At 49.3% G+C, this 16,208-nt stretch carries 18 protein-coding genes; 14 read left to right on the plus strand and 4 right to left on the minus strand.

Features of this window, described 5'->3' with window-relative positions; all coding sequences use genetic code 11:
- Window positions 1–99: 99 nt before the first annotated feature.
- A complete protein-coding gene (locus JRJ22_RS12380; RefSeq protein ID WP_206104713.1) occupies window positions 100–1,452 on the minus strand; it encodes an outer membrane protein assembly factor BamB family protein in 1,353 nt (450 codons plus the stop codon).
- A gap of 299 nt (window positions 1,453–1,751) precedes the next feature.
- Between JRJ22_RS12380 and JRJ22_RS12385 the strand changes: the two genes are divergently transcribed.
- The 4 genes from JRJ22_RS12385 to JRJ22_RS12400 all read left to right on the plus strand — a co-directional run bounded on the left by JRJ22_RS12385 (window position 1,752) and on the right by JRJ22_RS12400 (window position 5,109).
- Complete coding sequence (locus JRJ22_RS12385) at window positions 1,752–2,615, plus strand: cation diffusion facilitator family transporter (protein WP_206104714.1); 864 nt, start codon at window positions 1,752–1,754, stop codon at window positions 2,613–2,615.
- Between the two features lie 191 nt (window positions 2,616–2,806).
- On the plus strand, window positions 2,807–3,706 hold the full coding sequence (locus tag JRJ22_RS12390) for an NrtR DNA-binding winged helix domain-containing protein (RefSeq protein WP_206104715.1): 900 nt from the start codon (window positions 2,807–2,809) through the stop codon (window positions 3,704–3,706).
- Between the two features lie 29 nt (window positions 3,707–3,735).
- Window positions 3,736–4,215, plus strand: coding sequence for a riboflavin biosynthesis intermediates N-glycosidase (locus JRJ22_RS12395; protein ID WP_206104716.1), 480 nt, complete (start codon window positions 3,736–3,738; stop codon window positions 4,213–4,215).
- Window positions 4,216–4,245: 30 nt separating this feature from the next.
- A complete protein-coding gene (locus JRJ22_RS12400) occupies window positions 4,246–5,109 on the plus strand; it encodes a TIGR02452 family protein (protein WP_206104717.1) in 864 nt (287 codons plus the stop codon).
- 30 nt (window positions 5,110–5,139) lie between these two features.
- On the opposite strand, the gene JRJ22_RS29730 is transcribed toward JRJ22_RS12400, so the two are convergent.
- Window positions 5,140–5,283, minus strand: a complete 144-nt coding sequence (locus JRJ22_RS29730; protein ID WP_408637881.1) for a DUF5808 domain-containing protein — start codon at window positions 5,281–5,283, stop codon at window positions 5,140–5,142.
- A 261-nt stretch (window positions 5,284–5,544) separates the two neighbouring features.
- Between JRJ22_RS29730 and JRJ22_RS12405 the strand changes: the two genes are divergently transcribed.
- The 9 genes from JRJ22_RS12405 (at window position 5,545) to JRJ22_RS12445 (ending at window position 13,115) form a co-directional block, all read left to right on the plus strand.
- Window positions 5,545–5,955, plus strand: coding sequence for a bacteriohemerythrin (locus JRJ22_RS12405; RefSeq protein WP_054940472.1), 411 nt, complete (start codon window positions 5,545–5,547; stop codon window positions 5,953–5,955).
- A 175-nt stretch (window positions 5,956–6,130) separates the two neighbouring features.
- Window positions 6,131–7,321: a metallophosphoesterase gene (locus tag JRJ22_RS12410; protein WP_206104718.1), complete on the plus strand. Its 1,191-nt coding sequence runs from the start codon at window positions 6,131–6,133 to the stop codon at window positions 7,319–7,321.
- A gap of 67 nt (window positions 7,322–7,388) precedes the next feature.
- Entirely contained in the window at window positions 7,389–7,634 is a 246-nt protein-coding gene (locus tag JRJ22_RS12415; RefSeq protein ID WP_206105112.1) for a DUF3977 family protein, read from the plus strand.
- 71 nt (window positions 7,635–7,705) lie between these two features.
- Window positions 7,706–8,158 (plus strand): MarR family winged helix-turn-helix transcriptional regulator, encoded by a 453-nt coding sequence (locus JRJ22_RS12420; protein WP_206104719.1) that lies wholly within the window; start codon window positions 7,706–7,708, stop codon window positions 8,156–8,158.
- 85 nt (window positions 8,159–8,243) lie between these two features.
- Window positions 8,244–9,074: an NAD(P)H-binding protein gene (locus tag JRJ22_RS12425; protein ID WP_206104720.1), complete on the plus strand. Its 831-nt coding sequence runs from the start codon at window positions 8,244–8,246 to the stop codon at window positions 9,072–9,074.
- A 125-nt stretch (window positions 9,075–9,199) separates the two neighbouring features.
- The gene (locus tag JRJ22_RS12430; RefSeq protein WP_206104721.1) at window positions 9,200–9,877 is read left to right on the plus strand and encodes a response regulator transcription factor; all 678 of its coding nucleotides are present in this window, start codon (window positions 9,200–9,202) and stop codon (window positions 9,875–9,877) included.
- Window positions 9,874–11,250 carry a sensor histidine kinase gene (locus tag JRJ22_RS12435; RefSeq protein WP_206104722.1) on the plus strand — a complete coding sequence of 459 codons (1,377 nt, stop codon included), beginning with the start codon at window positions 9,874–9,876 and terminating at the stop codon, window positions 11,248–11,250. Before JRJ22_RS12430 ends, JRJ22_RS12435 begins: the two co-directional genes overlap by 4 nt.
- A gap of 123 nt (window positions 11,251–11,373) precedes the next feature.
- Window positions 11,374–12,438, plus strand: a complete 1,065-nt coding sequence (locus JRJ22_RS12440; protein WP_232381124.1) for an ABC transporter permease — start codon at window positions 11,374–11,376, stop codon at window positions 12,436–12,438.
- Window positions 12,435–13,115, plus strand: a complete 681-nt coding sequence (locus tag JRJ22_RS12445) for an ABC transporter ATP-binding protein (protein WP_206104724.1) — start codon at window positions 12,435–12,437, stop codon at window positions 13,113–13,115. The genes JRJ22_RS12440 and JRJ22_RS12445 overlap by 4 nt, the downstream gene beginning before the upstream one ends.
- A 35-nt stretch (window positions 13,116–13,150) precedes the next feature.
- Here the strand turns inward: JRJ22_RS12445 and JRJ22_RS12450 are convergent, their stop codons facing one another.
- Window positions 13,151–14,038 carry a LysR family transcriptional regulator gene (locus JRJ22_RS12450; protein WP_206104725.1) on the minus strand — a complete coding sequence of 296 codons (888 nt, stop codon included), beginning with the start codon at window positions 14,036–14,038 and terminating at the stop codon, window positions 13,151–13,153.
- 192 nt (window positions 14,039–14,230) lie between these two features.
- On the opposite strand from JRJ22_RS12450, the gene JRJ22_RS12455 reads away from it, so the two are divergent.
- Window positions 14,231–15,331 (plus strand): YeiH family protein, encoded by a 1,101-nt coding sequence (locus tag JRJ22_RS12455; protein WP_206104726.1) that lies wholly within the window; start codon window positions 14,231–14,233, stop codon window positions 15,329–15,331.
- A gap of 12 nt (window positions 15,332–15,343) precedes the next feature.
- On the opposite strand, the gene JRJ22_RS12460 is transcribed toward JRJ22_RS12455, so the two are convergent.
- A complete protein-coding gene (locus JRJ22_RS12460; RefSeq protein WP_206104727.1) occupies window positions 15,344–16,171 on the minus strand; it encodes a helix-turn-helix domain-containing protein in 828 nt (275 codons plus the stop codon).
- Between the last annotated feature and the right edge of the window lie 37 nt (window positions 16,172–16,208).

Consider the following 16,208-nt stretch of genomic DNA (forward strand, 5'->3'; position numbering starts at 1 on the left):
CTTGTTTGGCTAATCATGAGTCAATCCATTGGAAGAACAGACACGGAGTTTATCCTGCGGGGATACGCTTCGTGTCTTTTATTTTGAACAGAAGTGCTGTTATTGAATTGAAGCCGGCAGTTTGATCCCCAGCAGTTTACCGCCATTACGGACAATTAGAATATTTCCGGTCTTCAGGGTGGACGCAAAATCACGCGAACCGGCATTTACAGTGAACAAAGGCTTATAGCTGATCAGGTCATAGGCATGGAACAGACCGTCAGACTGCCCAGTGTATATGGTTGAGCCGAAGATATCGAACTGAACCGTGGGATTTTCTCCTGGGGAGAGGCGCATTACCTGTCCATTGGCTAATTTGAGTGCAGCAAAAGATTGATCGCTATAATTGTAATACAACATCCGCTGTTGCAGTACTTTATCCAGCGGGGCGTCACTTTCGAGAATAGACTGCTGCCACACCTGCTCAGGTTTTCCGTCCGCCGTATAGTTCCAGAAGTCATAACGAGCAAACGTCTCCCCTCGGATAACATAGAGATTGTTACCATCCAGGAAAGCAGAGCCATAGGCACCTCCTGACCGGAATCCGATATCCGGATCTGCCTTTTCGGTCCAGCGGTACAGCCGCTCACCCTTGATTTGCCCGGTTTTTAAGCTGATAACTGAAACATGGATTTTGCGGTTGACCGGATCATCATCCAGCATCGCCAAATTCTTCTCGGAGTACAAAAGTCCATCCTTGATAGCCAAAGGCATGTAATGGCGGTATTGTTCCCACAGCTTTTTACCGGTTTGGGCATCGTAAGCAACAAGCGAGGAGAGGGATATGACACTCTCACCAATATATGCGCGCAATACCACGCCATCTGATTGAGCAAGCGAATCGGTGCCATAGTAACTGTAATTCTCATTAATCTTCCATTTTAGCTTGCCGCTCGTTGCATCGACCGCTGCAAGATAGACTCCCTGTGTGACGTACACGGTTTCGCCAATCCGCTGAATGCTGGAAGCATTGGGCAGTGCGAGATCCGCTGACCACAGCTTCTTACCGTTCTGATTTACGGCATACAGTGCGCCTTTTTGCGTTAAACCGTAAATATTCCCGCTGCTGTACGTGAAAAGCGGGGCCAGCCCATTGCCGTATTCCCATAATTTTTTGCCTGTGGCCGCCTTGAGTGCGATTAGCCTGTAGTTATTTTGGAGCGCAAATACGGTTCCATTCTCAGCCAGTGCGGTAAAGGCTTGCTTCGCTTGCGGATCCTTTACTGTCGCTGTTGTAAAGCTCCAGAGCGGTTTAATGACCGGTGCGGAAACTTTTGTATAGTAGGGATTTCCTGTGCTTACCTCAGCCGTTTCAGCAGAAGCATTGGGTACAAGCCAGCTCCCGGCAAGCGACAGCAAAATAGCGGCTGCGGCAGCAGCGGAGACTATTTTGCGGATTCGTGAATGTAACATCGGACATCTCTCCTTATAGAAAATGAATACATAGACGCTGCGGATAATCATCACACTTTATAGACTCCTATTTTCGAAAAAAGTTACATAATTTTACTGAAATGCAGTAGCCTGCCGGAATACTTCTTGTGAAATGTTGTTCAGAGGCAAACAATGTTGCGTCCGGCAAAACACTTCCGGCCCGCCAACTCTATTTGGCAGGGTTAACTATTACGCCATCCGGCAACACTGTTTCTCTAGACCCACCCGTTTGTCAGCGTGTAGTATAGAACAATACTATTCTTTGGAGGTTCTTTTTGTTGGAAAACTACAGCGACATCAAACAAAGTGAAAAAGGGGCCTGGCTCAGTCTAATTGCATATATCCTTTTATCAGCAATCAAACTGTTCATCGGGAATGTCTCGGGATCCCAGGCACTGTTAGCCGATGGTCTTAATAATAGTACTGATATTATTGCTTCTATAGCTATTCTAATCGGACTTAAGATATCCAGAAGACCCCCTGATTCCAATCACAGCTACGGGCATTTCAGAGCGGAGACAGTGGCCGCACTGATTGCTTCTTTTATCATGATTGCTGTAGGTATTCAAGTTCTGTACCAAGGTGTGAATAAGTTTATTCAGCCGGCGCTGGAAACGCCAGATCTGTTTGCCGCCTGGACAGCTGCGGGCTGTGCGGTGGTAATGCTTGCCGTATATATGTATAACATCAGGCTGGCCCGTGCGCTTCACAGCAATGCTATGCAAGCAGTAGCCCAGGATAACCGCTCGGATGCCTTGGTCAGCATGGGTGCATTCATAGGTATTATCGGTTCACAGTTCGGGCTGCCTTGGCTGGATCCGGTAACGGCAGTGATTGTCGGGCTGCTGATCTGTAAGACAGCCATTCAGATTTTCAGCAAAGCCACGCATGATCTGACAGACGGTTTCGATGCCGGTGAGCTGGAGCTGATGAAGCAGACGGTGGCTGAAATTGAGGGCGTTGAATCGATCAAAGATATGAAAGCGAGAGTTCATGGCAACTACGTGCTGGTGGATACGACAGTGCTGGTGGATTCCAGACTGAATGTTGTGCAGAGCCATGATATCACGGAAGAAATTGAGGATCAGCTGAAGGGCCGCCATCAGGTAGCTGATGTGCTGGTACATATAGAGCCGGTATGAAGCCGGTTCTGATACAGAAGCAAGCCTGAGCAATCAGGCTTTTTTTGTGTTTACTTTTGAGCGGAAATCCACAATCATCCAATTCTTGCTTGACAGTTATATTACCTTTAAGTATATAATATCAATATGTTATTAACAAAAAGATAATAATAAAATATAAACATAAAAAATAACCTATAAGGAGCAGTTTGATGAATAAACCACCCCTAACCGATGCTCAGGGATTAACTGAAGAACAATTTTTGCAGACGTATAATTCCGGTGAGTACGAGCGTCCGTCCGTGACCGTGGATATGCTGATTTTTACTGTAATGGAACGGGAACAGGATAACTACCGCAAGCTGTCTGATAAATCGCTGCAGCTTTTGCTGATTCAGCGGGGGCAGCATCCCTACCTGGGGCAATGGGCGCTGCCCGGAGGATTCGTGTCGGTCCATGAGAGCATTGAGGAGGCTGCACGCAGGGAACTGTTCACAGAGACGAATATAGATAACATCTACATGGAGCAGCTGTATACCTGGGGAGAAGTGGAGCGTGATCCGCGAATGCGTGTCATCAGCTGCTCCTATATGGCCTTAGTTGACCGCACTACACTTAATGTTCAAGCTGGGGATGATGCAGCGGATGCAGCCTGGTTCGAGGTATCACATCAGCTAATCGAGAGCAGCCGCAGGGAATTGGAGCAGGGCTTTGAACTGGTGAAGCTGATTCGTATTACAATGCAGAACGAGAGAACAACCCTTTCAGGTGTGGTCAAACATGTGGAGACGGTTCACGGGCATGTCCGTAAAACGCATAGCCAGATTCTCGAAAGTGAAGGCTTAGCCTTTGATCACCTGCTGATGGTTCAGTACGCCATCGAACGGCTGCGGGGAAAAGTGGAGTATACGGACATTATTTTTAATCTGATGCCTCCGCTGTTTACCTTATCTGAGCTCCAGCGGGTCTATGAGATCATTCTCGGCAAAGAGCTGCTGGCAGCGGCGTTCCGCCGGAAGATTGCCGATCGTGTAACGGAGACTGAGGAATACACGAAGGATGCCGGACACCGGCCATCCAAGCTATACCGGTACAATATGAATAGGGAATAATTGTTAAGGGAGTAAAGGGGAGTAGAGTAATGGAGAAATTCACGTATTTTTACCGGAGCCATTCACCATTTTCACAGTGGTATCCGTGCAGTTTTACAGTCGATGAGATCCGCTTTAACTGTGCTGAGCAGTATATGATGTACGGTAAGGCACTATTGTTCGGGGATGAGGAGATAAGCCGGAAGATACTGCTGGCCCGGACACCGAGAGAGCAGAAGGCGCTCGGCAAGCGGGTACGGGGGTTCGAGCAAACGAAATGGGAACGCCACTGCAAAAGCATCGTCTATGAAGGAAATAAAGAAAAGTTTATTCAGAACCAGGAGCTGCTTCAGTTGTTATTAGATACCAGAGGCACAACGCTTGTGGAATCAAGTCCAACAGACCGGATCTGGGGTGTCGGATTAACCGAGAATGATCCTGCTATCCGCAGCAGAAGCACTTGGCGCGGTACAAACTGGCTGGGTGAGGTTCTGACAAAATTGCGGGATGATCTCGTTGACGGATCGTAACGCATCCTTATGAGAATGGAGTGAGAACCTATGAACACTAAGAGCAATCCAAGAAATAGAAGAGCCGCAATTGCTCAGGAGACTTTAGATTTGATTGCAAATGGCAGCTATATGAACAGCGCAGGACAGCTGGTAGATATTGCAGAATCTGTCCGGACGGCAATTGCCGGTTCGCAGCTGTACTCACCGGAGCAGCTGACAAGACTTAACGAGGACATTATTGAGCGTATCCATCATCAACCACAGCATAAGGCGGCAATTGAGGTCAGCGGTGAAACCACACTGCAGGCAGCGCAGCGGCTGGTAGAACAAGAGGGAATTAAGCACACGGTGTGTCTTAACTTTGCTTCCGCCAAGAATCCCGGCGGCGGCTTCCTTGGCGGAAGCCAGGCCCAGGAGGAGAGCTTAGCCAGAGCTTCTGCCCTCTATCCCTGTATCTCACAAATGAAAGAAATGTATGACTATAACCGTGGCCGGAAAACCTGCCTGTATTCGCATTACATGATTCATTCGCCGGACGTTCCTGTGTTCAGAGACAGGCAGGACGTCTTGCTTGCCAAACCCTTTGCGGTTTCGATGATTACTGCACCTGCAGTGAATGCGGGAGTGGTTAAGGAGCGGGAGCTCCATGAGGTACCACGGATTGCCGAAGTAATGCTGGAACGGATCCGCTATATCCTGGCAGTTGTTGCAGTGAATGGACATTCTGCCGTTGTGCTGGGAGCTTACGGTTGTGGTGTATTCCGTAATGATCCGATGGAGGTAGCCGGTTACTTCCGTCAGGTCCTGCTGGTAGAAGGCTATCAGAAACTTTTTGACACCATCGTGTTTGCTGTGCTGGACCAGTCTCCACACCAGGGGGTAATCAGCGCCTTCCGCCGGAAGCTGCTATAACGCACTAAGCATCTTTGCCTGAATGATAGATTAATTAATAAATATTTTGTACACCGCCAATATAAATAAAGCTCCCAGGACGATCCAGCCCAGTGGATGCCGGGGGTTCAAGGTCCAGCCGAGGCCTGATGATTTTGGAACAAATATGGGTTTTGAAGGATTTTTACGAAACATATCCTAAGACTCCTATCAAAAGAATAATTGGTTGGCAGAATGCCGATATCCTGAGTATTGATCAATTACAGACAAACTGCAAGATGAACTTAATGCGCGCGAGATGATCTCGCGTTTTTTTGCGTTATTACAGATGAAGGCATTGCAGTTATTTTGCTGAATATTGTCGTGTGATGTTGTTAACAGAACTTTGATTCAGAAATTTGGAAAATAAAGTATGTGTATTTTTACATAAATTTTTGGAAAAGGGCAAGGTGAGTTATGATCGATTGGAAGGAATCTTATGACATCGGTGTAGAAAAGATCGACTGCCAGCACAGACAGCTGCTTGTGAAGCTGAATGAATTTTTTGATGCATGCACCAACCAGAAGGGCAAAGAGAAGATCGAAGAAACACTGAGGTTCCTTAAGGAATATACGATTGAGCATTTTGGCAGCGAAGAGCAGCTGATGGCAGATATCGACTTTCCTGAACTTGCCGAGCACCAGAAGACACATGCTGAATTTGTACAGACCGTTCTGGAACTTGAAGAGAGTGTCAAGACCAAGGGTGTATCCGTATTGTCGACGATTAAGCTGAACCGTACGCTGACAGACTGGCTACTCAGCCACATCAGCAAATGCGATCAACTGATCGGGGATTGCATCGCCAGCAAGAATAAAGCAGTATAACTACACAAATTGAAACGAAGATGCTGAAGAGTATCTTCTTTTTTTATCCCATTTTCTGGTGTGCACAGAGACCTTGTTGATTGAAAGCACAGGCAGAATTTATACCTCGCAAATACTTTGTGCTATGATTTGAGGTAGAACGTATAGAAGAGCTTTAGGTTAAAGGAGTGGGAAGATGAAAAACCTGCGTATGCTCATTTCAGGGACTGTTATGCTGCTGGTACTGGGACTTGTTAATTTCTACATTGGCTATCATCTCTGGGTTCTGCTGGAGAATCTTCTCCCGGGTATTTCAGCAGGTGTATACTGGACGGTATTCATGGTCATTGCGTTTGCTTATATGATCGGGATGGTGCCGTGGCCGAAGGCCGTGAAACCGGCCGCCAGAATGTTTAAGGTGGTTGGCTCTTACTATTTGGCGTGTATGGAGTTCGCTGTTATTATGCTGCCTCTGACTGATCTACTCTATTGGGTGCTGGGTCTGACGGGCTTCGAACGATCCGCGTTCACTGCTGAGGCAGGGACCACGCTTCTGCTGCTGCTCGCAGTGTTCCTGCTGTGGGGTTCGCGGAACGCCTGGAGCACGATTGTGCGTACGCATCCTATCCGGATTGACAAATCCATCGGGACCAGCAGCCCGCTAACTGTCGCTGTTGCGTCGGATCTTCATTTGGGCAATATCGTCGGCAACCGTCATCTGCGCAAAATGGTGGCTGAAATCAACCGGATGAAGCCGGATATCATTCTTTTGGCTGGAGATGTGCTGGATGACAGTATTGAACCGTTTATCCGTAACGGAATGATTGAACATCTGAAGCAGCTCAAGGCCCGTCATGGCGTGTTCGCCGTTCTTGGCAACCATGAGTATTACGGAGGTTCTATCGGCCAATATACGGAGCTTATGGCTCGCAATGGCATCCGAGTGCTGCAGGATGAAGTGGTGGAAACTGCGGGTGTATATATTGTAGGCCGTAAAGACAAAACAGCGGAGTCCATGGAAGGCGGCAGATTAAGTGTACCTCTACTTCTGGAAGGTCTTGATCATACCCGTCCGGTTATTATGATGGACCACCAGCCGAATGGATTCGATATCGCCGCCAAAGCCGGAGTTGATGTTCTGTTGTCAGGTCACACCCACCGCGGGCAGATTGCACCGAATCACTGGATTACAAAACGTCTGTTTGAACTGGATTGGGGTTATCTGCTTAAGGATAAATTGCATGTGATTGTCTCCTCAGGGTATGGAACCTGGGGGCCTCCAATCCGTCTGGCCAGCCGCTCAGAGCTGATCAAGCTGGAGGTGCTGCTGGAAGGCAGCAAGAGCTACAGTGAAGAACCGCTACCAGCCCAAACAGTATTGATCTGAAGCCAGAACAACCCCCTGCACTCCTGTGAGAGAGCGGGGGGTTAACCTTGTTGAAGGAGTGGGAATTCTGAAATATATCGAGTTTGGCATCGGAAACCGCTGGTTTGTCCGTACCGAGACAGAATTAGCGGATGGAACTGAATTTGAGGTGAAAGGGGTCGCTGGTCCGATAAGGGTCCATTCCCTATACATAAGATGTTGGGTAGGAACAACAGTCTGGGTATTTAACGTCAGATCGGGCTTTAAAAAAATCCGCAAAGGCCGAAAAACATTTAAACTGCTATTTGGCGTATGCAGTTACTTGGATGAATAATCTTTGACAGCGGGTGAAGAAGCGGGTACATTGAAGTAGTTAAGGCATTAACTAATTGGAGCTGAACCGGAATGATGGAGGATTTACAGAAGCTTGTGCTGGAGCAGCCGCTCCCTACCTCGGCTTTCTTTACCCTGGTGGAGGCGACCGCGAATGTTGTAGCTATCTCGGAGAAATATTGGCAGTCGTATGGATTGAATGGAGCGAGAATCCGGATTCTGGTGGAGATCGCCCAACATGGCGGCACTATTCTGCCTTCCATACTTGCTGAGAAAATCGGTGTAACCAAAGCTAATATAAGCCTGCTGCTCTCCCCGCTGGAGAAGGAAGGTTACATCGCACGAGCAGGCCACGCCGAGGACGGCCGCAAGACGGTGATTTCGATTACCGGTGAGGGTCAATCCTTGCTGCTGGAGCATCTGCCCCATAACCGGCAAGCGGTTGCAGAGCGGATGAACAGGCTGGACGAACAGGAGCTTGTTCAGCTAATGTCGCTGCTGCATAAGCTGAACCGACCCTTATAGTAAAGAGTTAATGTACTGATGGGCGGATGTTTTTGTCAATTTAGTTAAAGGCTTAACTAAATCTATAAGAGGAGGGAATCCACCTATGCAAATAATAATTACTGGAGCAACGGGACAACTGGGAGGTTTGATTCTAGAGAATTTGCTGCAGAAGATGCCTGCCGGTCAGATTATCGCAGGTGTGCGTGACCCTGATAAAACAGCAGAACTGCGTCAACTTGGTCTTGAGACACGGATCGTGAATTACGATGTCCAGGATACACTGGATAAAGCTTTTGTCGATGTTACTAAGCTGCTGTTAATCTCAAGCCCGCACACCGATGATACGGTCTGGCTTGCCCAGCATCTGAGGGTAATTGATGCAGCGCAGAGAGCTGGCGTTGATCATATGCTCTATACCAGCTTTGCTTTTTCGCAGAAAGGAAAATCAGATAATGTCCATTCCCTTACGGAGCAGGCGATTCAGGATAGCGGGCTACGGTATACTTTTTTGCGCAACGCACTTTATATTGATTTCGTAAATGTGCTTGGTTTGAAGGAAGCGGTCAGCAGCGGCGTTCTCACAACACTTCCTGGGAATTGGCGGTTTAATGCCGTTTCGCGCAGTGATCTGGCTCTGGCAACGGCGGCTATTCTTGCACACAGCGGACCGGAAAATCAAAGCTATGAGTTAACCGCTTCACAGACCTGGACCTTTGATAATCTTGCCAAAGCTCTGAGCGGGCTGGCAGGTAAACCTGTAATCCACCGGGAGGATCCAGAAATACAGCATTGGATCTATAACTTCCTGTCTACGATAGACACTGTTTCGACCACTACTGATCTGGAGAGATGGATGGGGCGGGAAGTTACCCCGCTTAAAGAAAGTATCTTGCCGTTTATTAGACCACAGGAGAAGCGGACGTTATTGGATTAAGGGCTTAATTAACACTATTTTGTCCGGCGGTCTTTTCTCACCAGTATCTTTACACTCAGTTGTCATCCGGTAGCAATGTTGCTACGATAGAGGACAGCAATATTTGGATTATGGGAGTGATACTGATGAAAAAGATACTGGTCGCCGATGATGATGTCCATATCCGTACGCTGCTCAGGCATGTACTGACGAGAGAGGGCTATCTTACGGTAGAAGCAGGAGACGGGCAGGAAGCCGCTAAACTGATGAAGGAGAGCACGGTGGATCTGGCGGTTGTGGATGTAATGATGCCACAAATGGACGGGCTGGAGCTTTGCCAATACATACGGGAGACCTATGACATACCGGTTATTCTGTTAACCGCGCGTCAGCAGCTCAGTGACAAGGAGCAGGGCTATTTGAGCGGGACAGATGATTATGTGACCAAGCCGTTTGAGCCTGAAGAGCTGCTGTTTCGGATCAAAGCGCTGTTCCGCCGGTACTCTGTAGCTTCGGATGACAAAATCCGCCTCAATTCCCTCGTGATTGACCGTAAAAATTATGAAATCAGCGACGGAAATGATGTATTGCTGCTGCCGGTCAAAGAGTTCGAGCTGCTGGCTCAGCTGGCACAATATCCGGGACGCCTGTTCTCGCGCAGCGAGCTGATCGAGCTGATCTGGGGAGCGGATTACGAAGGGGATGAGCGCACAGTAGATGTGCACATTAAACGGCTTCGTCAACGGTTCGTCGATTATCAAGATAATTTTATTATCCGGACCGTGCGCGGGATCGGCTATAAAGTGGAAATGGTGAACACATGAAATCACTATATGTTAGAATGTGCCTGCTGTTTTGCTCCATGATCGTCATGAGCAGCTTTCTCGGCTTTCTTGTCTCCAATCTGTATTATCAGGCCAAAATCAAACCGCAAAACGATGCCAAGCTGACGAAAATGGCTATCGGCCTGCAGGGTTTCATTCAGGATCATCCCGATGGAGCGGGGGAATATCTGCTGAGCACAGCCTCACTTGGCTATAAAATGTATCTGTCCAACGGTCAAGGTGATGAACGTTTTTATGGCCTGCCTTTCCGCAAAAATGATCTGCCGGAGGAGAAGCTGCAGCTGGTACTGCAAGGGAATATCTACCATGGGGTGGCGGAATTTCCGAGCAAGGCGTTTATTACCGGTTTTTTTGATAACCAGCTAAGCAATACGATTGGGGTTCCGGTGCAGATGGACGGACATACGTACGCCCTGTTTATGCGTCCTGATGCTGAAGTGCAGTTCGGTGAGCTGCGGATCTTTTTTGCTGTGCTGCTTGGTGTCAGTGTTTTGTTCAGCTTATGGTTTGTTGTAGTTGCCGTGCTGCATGTGGTCAAACCGATCACCCGGCTTACTGCGGCTACGCAGCGCATATCGAGCGGCAGATATGATATCCGGCTGAATACGAGACGCCGGGATGAAATCGGACAGCTGGCCTCTCACTTCATGATCATGAGCCGGGAGCTGGAGCGGACCAACCGGGCTCGGCAGGAGTTTGTTGCCAATGTCTCCCATGAGATCGAATCGCCGCTGACCTCCATTCAGGGCTTCGCCCATGCCCTAAAGAATCAAGAGCTGCCGGAGGGCCAGCGGCTGGAATATCTCTCGATTATCGATCAGGAGAGCCGCCGGCTGTCGATGCTCAGCAAGCAGCTGCTGACGTTGTCTACCCTGGATTATGATGAGAATGCGCTGCATAAGCAAAAGGTGGACCTGCGGGCACAGCTGCGCCAGGTAGTGCAGATTATGGAATGGCGGCTGACAGAGAAGGAGTTGGCTGTACGGCTGCATGTTGAGGATATTACACTGTATGCCGATTTAAATCTGCTCTATCAGGTGTGGATGAATCTCGTATCCAATGCGGTCAAATATACCCCGCCAGGCGGTACGATTACTCTGTCAGCAGCAGCTGCGAATGGAATCTGCACGGTCAAGGTTGCTGACACCGGAGAAGGTATTTCCGCCGCAGAGCTGCCGATGATTTTTGACCGGTTCTATAAAGTCGACCGCGCACGTACCCGTGATAGCAACAGCAGCGGACTTGGCCTTTCGATTGCCCAAAAGATTGTAGAGGCCCATAATGGAACGATTGAAGTCTCCAGTACGGAGGGAGAAGGCGCGACCTTTATTGTTACGCTGCCGCATTTGTAATTGTTTATTCATACTCCGTTCATTTTCGCCCTCTACACTGTGTCCATACAGAGATGAGGGAGTGGTAATATGTTTTTGGCTTTAAGGGAAATGAGGCACTCCAAGGCAAGGTACAGTCTCATAATGGTGATCATGCTGCTGGTTTCTTTTCTGGTACTGTTCGTAACCGGGCTGGCCCGCGGACTTGCCTATGCCAATATTTCCGCAGTAGAGAATATGCCGGCGAACTATTTCGCTGTTCAAGCCGATGCCGATCATGCATTTAGACGTTCCCAGTTAAGTGACAAAGAGATTGCAGCAGCACAGTCTGTTGTCGGCACAGCTAACGCCACCACACTAGCAGTACAGACAACCACGATAACGGCAGATGATGCTGATGTTAAAGCGGATACCACCCTTTTCGCAGTGGATATGACAGGGATGCTCGCTCCTAAGGTGGTGCAGGGTGATCCCATTGCGAATGCTTCACAAGGAAGTGCGGTCGTAGATTCTAAGCTGGAGCAGTCCGGTGTGGCGATCGGCAGCACGATCCGTGATCAGGCTTCGGGCATGAGCTGGAAGGTTGCCGGTTTTGTAAAAGACAGCTCATACAGTCACACGCCTGTCGTCTATATTACACAAGCGGATTGGCAGACGATGAAGGGCGGAGCTGCACAGAATGGTGCCGGGGAGCAAGCGGCTCCTTACAATGTAATTGCACTGAAGGCTTCTTCCGCGCAGGCTGCTGAAATCACCGGTAAATTAAATAATGTCGAGACCATTACGCAAAAGCAGGCAATTGCCAGCATTCCCGGCTATTCCGCGGAGCAGAATTCCCTGCTCATGATGATTGTGTTCCTGTTCGTAATCGCAGCATTTGTGCTGGCTGTTTTCTTTTATGTGATTACGATCCAGAAAACGAGCCAGTTCGGCATCCTGAAAGCAATGGGTACCAAGATGTCTTATCTGGCCTGGAGTGTCGTTGGTCAAGTGATGATTCTGTCCGTGGGGAGTCTGGCGATCAGCCTGCTGCTGACCTTCGGGATGACAATGAGCCTGCCGGATACGATGCCGTTTCAGCTTGAAGGCTCGACGATGATTCTGACCAGCGTGCTGTTTATTGGGATGTCACTGCTTGGATCCCTGATTTCTGTTGCTAGAGTAGCGAAGGTAGATGCCTTAGAGGCGATTGGGAGGGCTGGAGCATGAGTGCTATGTTGATGATGAAGCAGGTGACCAAAACCTATGGGGATGGCGGCCAAACGATGTCTGTTCTTCATAACCTCGATCTTACGGTGAATGAAGGGGAGTTCGTCGCAGTGCTGGGCCCTTCCGGATCCGGCAAAAGCACCTTTCTCTCTGCCGCGGGAGCGCTCCTGACCCCTACCAGCGGTGAGATTTACATCGATGGGGAACCGCTCAGCAATAAGGATAAACGTGAGCTGACTGAACTCCGCTTGCAAAAGATCGGCTTCATGTTTCAAAGCGCACAGCTGCTTCCCTACCTGAAGGTGGAGGAACAGCTGCTATACGTGGCCAAGCTGGCAAAGCTGGGGACTAAGGAGGCTAAAGTGCGTGCCGCCTATTTATTGAAACGGCTCGAAATATGGGATCGCCGGAATCATTATCCCGAGCAGCTGTCCGGGGGAGAGAAGCAGCGTGTGGCGATTGCCAGAGCCTGGATGAACAAGCCGGCAATACTGTTCGCGGACGAGCCGACAGCGAGCCTGGACTTCCAGCGCGGAAAGGAGGTCGTGCGGATGATAGCTGAGGAGGTCAAAAGCGAAGGGAAAGCCGCAGTAATGGTCACCCACGATGAACGGATGCTGGAATGGTGCGGCCGCGTACTACATCTGAAGGACGGAATCTTGGTCGAGCATCAATAGTTAAGAGCGTTAGCCTGATCCCTGATAAGAAGGGGTCAGGCTTTTTGGGCGGTCAGCAGCTTCTCCATTAAGACACTCACAGCCATCGAGACGGAATGTTCCTTGCGGCGGATGATTAAAAAGTCCCTCTCCGGCAGCTTCTGCCGGATCCGCAGTTCTGTAATTTCTCCGCCAGCCAGCTCCTTGCGCACAATCCAGCGCGACATCAGGGCGATGCCAAGACCGGCGGCAACAGCTTCCTTGACGCTCTGGCTGCTGTTAAACACATAAGCGCGTTTGATTGCGAGACTGCCCTCCAGCAAAAAATGATCGCTATAGGCACGGGTCCCGGAGCCGGGTTCACGCAGCACCCAAATCTGATTCTGCAGCAGGTCATCATCGGTGGTGAGCACTCCGGCCAGCGGATGACCGGAAGCAGCGACGATGATCATCTCATCCTTCATATAAGGAATAATATCCAGCTCACTGTCATTGGTTTCGCCTTCAATGAATCCCATATCCAATTGATTTCCTTTTAAGGCGGCAATAATTTCCTCCGTGTTACCAATGGTGACCTGAACATTGACCTGCGGATACTGCTTGGCGAATTCAGCCAGCCGGCCCGGCAATATATATTCCCCAATCGTAAAGCTGGCCCCCAGGTGAAGACTGCCGGTAACTTCATCCCGCAGCAGCTGAATCTCACGCCCGGCTTCCTCATAATGTGCCAGGATTTGTTTCGCATGTTTATAAAGTATTGCTCCGGCTTCTGTCAGCCGTACTTCTTTCGGAGAACGGTGCAGCAGCTTGCTGCCCAGCTCATTCTCGAGGTTGCGGATATGCAGACTAACCCCGGGTTGGGACAGATTCAGAAGCTCACCCGCCCTTGAGAAGTGACGCTGTTCCGCCACCGTAACGAACACCTTCATTGCATCTGTAATCATAATAATACCTCATTTATAATTTAATTTTTTTATGAAAATCTTCCATAAACTTAATATTAACATGATAAAGTGATTCAATCATAAGTATTTATAATGATTAACATAGCAAAATGGTATTTCACTTTCCTGATGTACTCTCTTATAGTGAGATCAGAAGAGCCGTGAAGAGTACGGTAACAGGGAGTGGCGGTTATGCAAATTCAGTTATTTCAGCAGAGAAACAGACTTCAGCAGTTAAACAAGCTTGACCGGAAATTTCTCGGATTTCGGGGATTCAGTGAAGGCCTGCTGCTTACCTTACTGCTGGCTTTTGGAGCCAAGTACATGGCACAGCTTCCCTTTCTCAGCATAATGGGCCAGCTTGTCTTAGCTATACTGTTGGGAATTGTATTCAATGCAGCGGTTGGTACACCGAAGAGGATTACTGCGGGTATCCAATTTTCCAGCAAAAGATTACTTAGAGCCGGTATTATTCTGCTTGGCTTAAGACTTGATATACACGCTATCGTACAAGCGGGATCTAAAGTGCTGGCGATAGCCCTAATCCATATTGCCTTCACGCTGCTTGCTGTTTACGGGCTAAGCAGATGGATGAAAATTGACCGGAGAATGGGCATCCTGACCGCGTGCGGGACTGCAATCTGCGGAGCGGCTGCAGTGGCGGCGATCTCTCCGCAGATTAAGGCTAGTGATAATGAAACGGCAGTGAGCGCCGCGACAGTAGCGATTCTTGGTACGATTTTTACGCTAGTCTATGTTGCAGTGTATCCGCTGCTTGGACTCAGTGAAGCTGGATACGGCATATTTGCCGGAGCCACACTCCATGAAGTCGCCCATGTCATTGCTGCTTCCGCACCAGTCGGGCAGCAGGCGGCAGATCTGGCGGTCTTGGTTAAGCTGACCCGGGTAGCACTGCTTGCTCCGGTGGCTCTTGGGTTTGGGTTATGGGAGACCCGCAGAGAGCGCAAGCAAGCCGGTCAGCGTGGCGCAGGAACTGGATGCGTGGCAGGTGAGACAGGTGCACACGCGAAGCTGCCTGTACCTTGGTTTATCGGCGGTTTTCTGCTGATGAGCGGAGTGAATACCCTTGGCTGGATTCCCGAGCGGGTTACAGCAGATTTGCTCGTGCTAGCCTATCTGCTGCTGGCAATGGCGATGGCCGGACTCGGGCTCGGCATTGATCTCAAGACATTCACAAGGATGGGACGGAAGCCGTTTATCGCCGGTCTCGCCGGTTCGCTGCTGCTCTCCATGCTGGGGTTTCTGCTCATACATGTTATGGGGCTTGCCTGATGCTGACTGAAGTTATCTGGTACTGCTGCGGTAAGCGGAAGGAGAGACACCAGTGGTTTTCTTGAATACCTTGGAGAAGTGGGCCAATTCCATGCCTACCTGCTCCGCGATGCCGCCGATGCTGAACTTGGAGCCAGATAGCAGCCGTTTGGCCAGCTCTATCCGCTTGAGCTGCACATATTGCATCGGGGGCATTCCCATGAATTTCTTGAAATAAGGAATGAAATAATTCGGGTGAAGATGTACAAGCTCGGCCAATTCCTCTACCTCCAAAGGTACATTCAGGCGTTCATCAATATAACCCAGGACGCTTGAGAGTTTGCCCTGGTCACCTGTATGCGCCAGTTCATCGAGGAAATTGGCATACCCCCCGCCCTCCAGGCAGAGGGCAAGCAATTGGAGCAGACTCGCCTGTCTTCGTAAGGTGGATAGAAAGCTGTCATCCTCAAACAAATCGATCAGCTCCGTAAAAATACCCCGCACAGCATCCGGATCAGCAACTTCGCTGATATAAAGCTTGCCTGCACTATGAAACAAAGGCCATTCCCCGATCTGCGCATCGAAATGACAATAATAGCGGATATAAGGATTGTTAGGTTCAGTCATAGTCGTTTGGGTTGTCCCCGCCGGCATAATCATCAAATGTCCGGCGTGCGGATAATGAGTTTCTCCATTAATGATTACCTTGCCTTCTCCGCTGTCGATGAAATACAGCCGGTTGAAGGAGGGCGTCTCCTTGTTCCGGTCCCAGCCGGGATATTTGCTGCTCAGCTGGGCATGGGTAACTCTAACCGTCAGATTCTGAAGCAGCCGTCCGGTCAAATTACCGGGATGATTCATTTTCTGTTTCCTCCTCCTTAATGGTTAAATGATTTTG

The sequence above is a fragment of the Paenibacillus tianjinensis genome, from assembly GCF_017086365.1.
In the GTDB taxonomy this organism is placed as follows: domain Bacteria; phylum Bacillota; class Bacilli; order Paenibacillales; family Paenibacillaceae; genus Paenibacillus_AQ; species Paenibacillus_AQ tianjinensis.

Coding starts and splice junctions, on each gene's coding strand:
- JRJ22_RS12400 (WP_206104717.1), top strand. CDS start 4,246: ATGAACACTAAGAGCAATCCAAGAAATAGAAGAGCCGCAATTGCTCAG.
- JRJ22_RS12395 (WP_206104716.1), top strand. CDS start 3,736: ATGGAGAAATTCACGTATTTTTACCGGAGCCATTCACCATTTTCACAG.
- JRJ22_RS12430 (WP_206104721.1), top strand. CDS start 9,200: ATGAAAAAGATACTGGTCGCCGATGATGATGTCCATATCCGTACGCTG.
- JRJ22_RS12445 (WP_206104724.1), top strand. CDS start 12,435: ATGAGTGCTATGTTGATGATGAAGCAGGTGACCAAAACCTATGGGGAT.
- JRJ22_RS12380 (WP_206104713.1), bottom strand. CDS start 1,452: ATGTTACATTCACGAATCCGCAAAATAGTCTCCGCTGCTGCCGCAGCC.
- JRJ22_RS12450 (WP_206104725.1), bottom strand. CDS start 14,038: ATGATTACAGATGCAATGAAGGTGTTCGTTACGGTGGCGGAACAGCGT.
- JRJ22_RS12460 (WP_206104727.1), bottom strand. CDS start 16,171: ATGAATCATCCCGGTAATTTGACCGGACGGCTGCTTCAGAATCTGACG.
- JRJ22_RS29730 (WP_408637881.1), bottom strand. CDS start 5,283: ATGTTTCGTAAAAATCCTTCAAAACCCATATTTGTTCCAAAATCATCA.
- JRJ22_RS12425 (WP_206104720.1), top strand. CDS start 8,244: ATGCAAATAATAATTACTGGAGCAACGGGACAACTGGGAGGTTTGATT.
- JRJ22_RS12420 (WP_206104719.1), top strand. CDS start 7,706: ATGATGGAGGATTTACAGAAGCTTGTGCTGGAGCAGCCGCTCCCTACC.
- JRJ22_RS12390 (WP_206104715.1), top strand. CDS start 2,807: ATGAATAAACCACCCCTAACCGATGCTCAGGGATTAACTGAAGAACAA.
- JRJ22_RS12440 (WP_232381124.1), top strand. CDS start 11,374: ATGGTGATCATGCTGCTGGTTTCTTTTCTGGTACTGTTCGTAACCGGG.
- JRJ22_RS12405 (WP_054940472.1), top strand. CDS start 5,545: ATGATCGATTGGAAGGAATCTTATGACATCGGTGTAGAAAAGATCGAC.
- JRJ22_RS12455 (WP_206104726.1), top strand. CDS start 14,231: ATGCAAATTCAGTTATTTCAGCAGAGAAACAGACTTCAGCAGTTAAAC.
- JRJ22_RS12410 (WP_206104718.1), top strand. CDS start 6,131: ATGAAAAACCTGCGTATGCTCATTTCAGGGACTGTTATGCTGCTGGTA.
- JRJ22_RS12435 (WP_206104722.1), top strand. CDS start 9,874: ATGAAATCACTATATGTTAGAATGTGCCTGCTGTTTTGCTCCATGATC.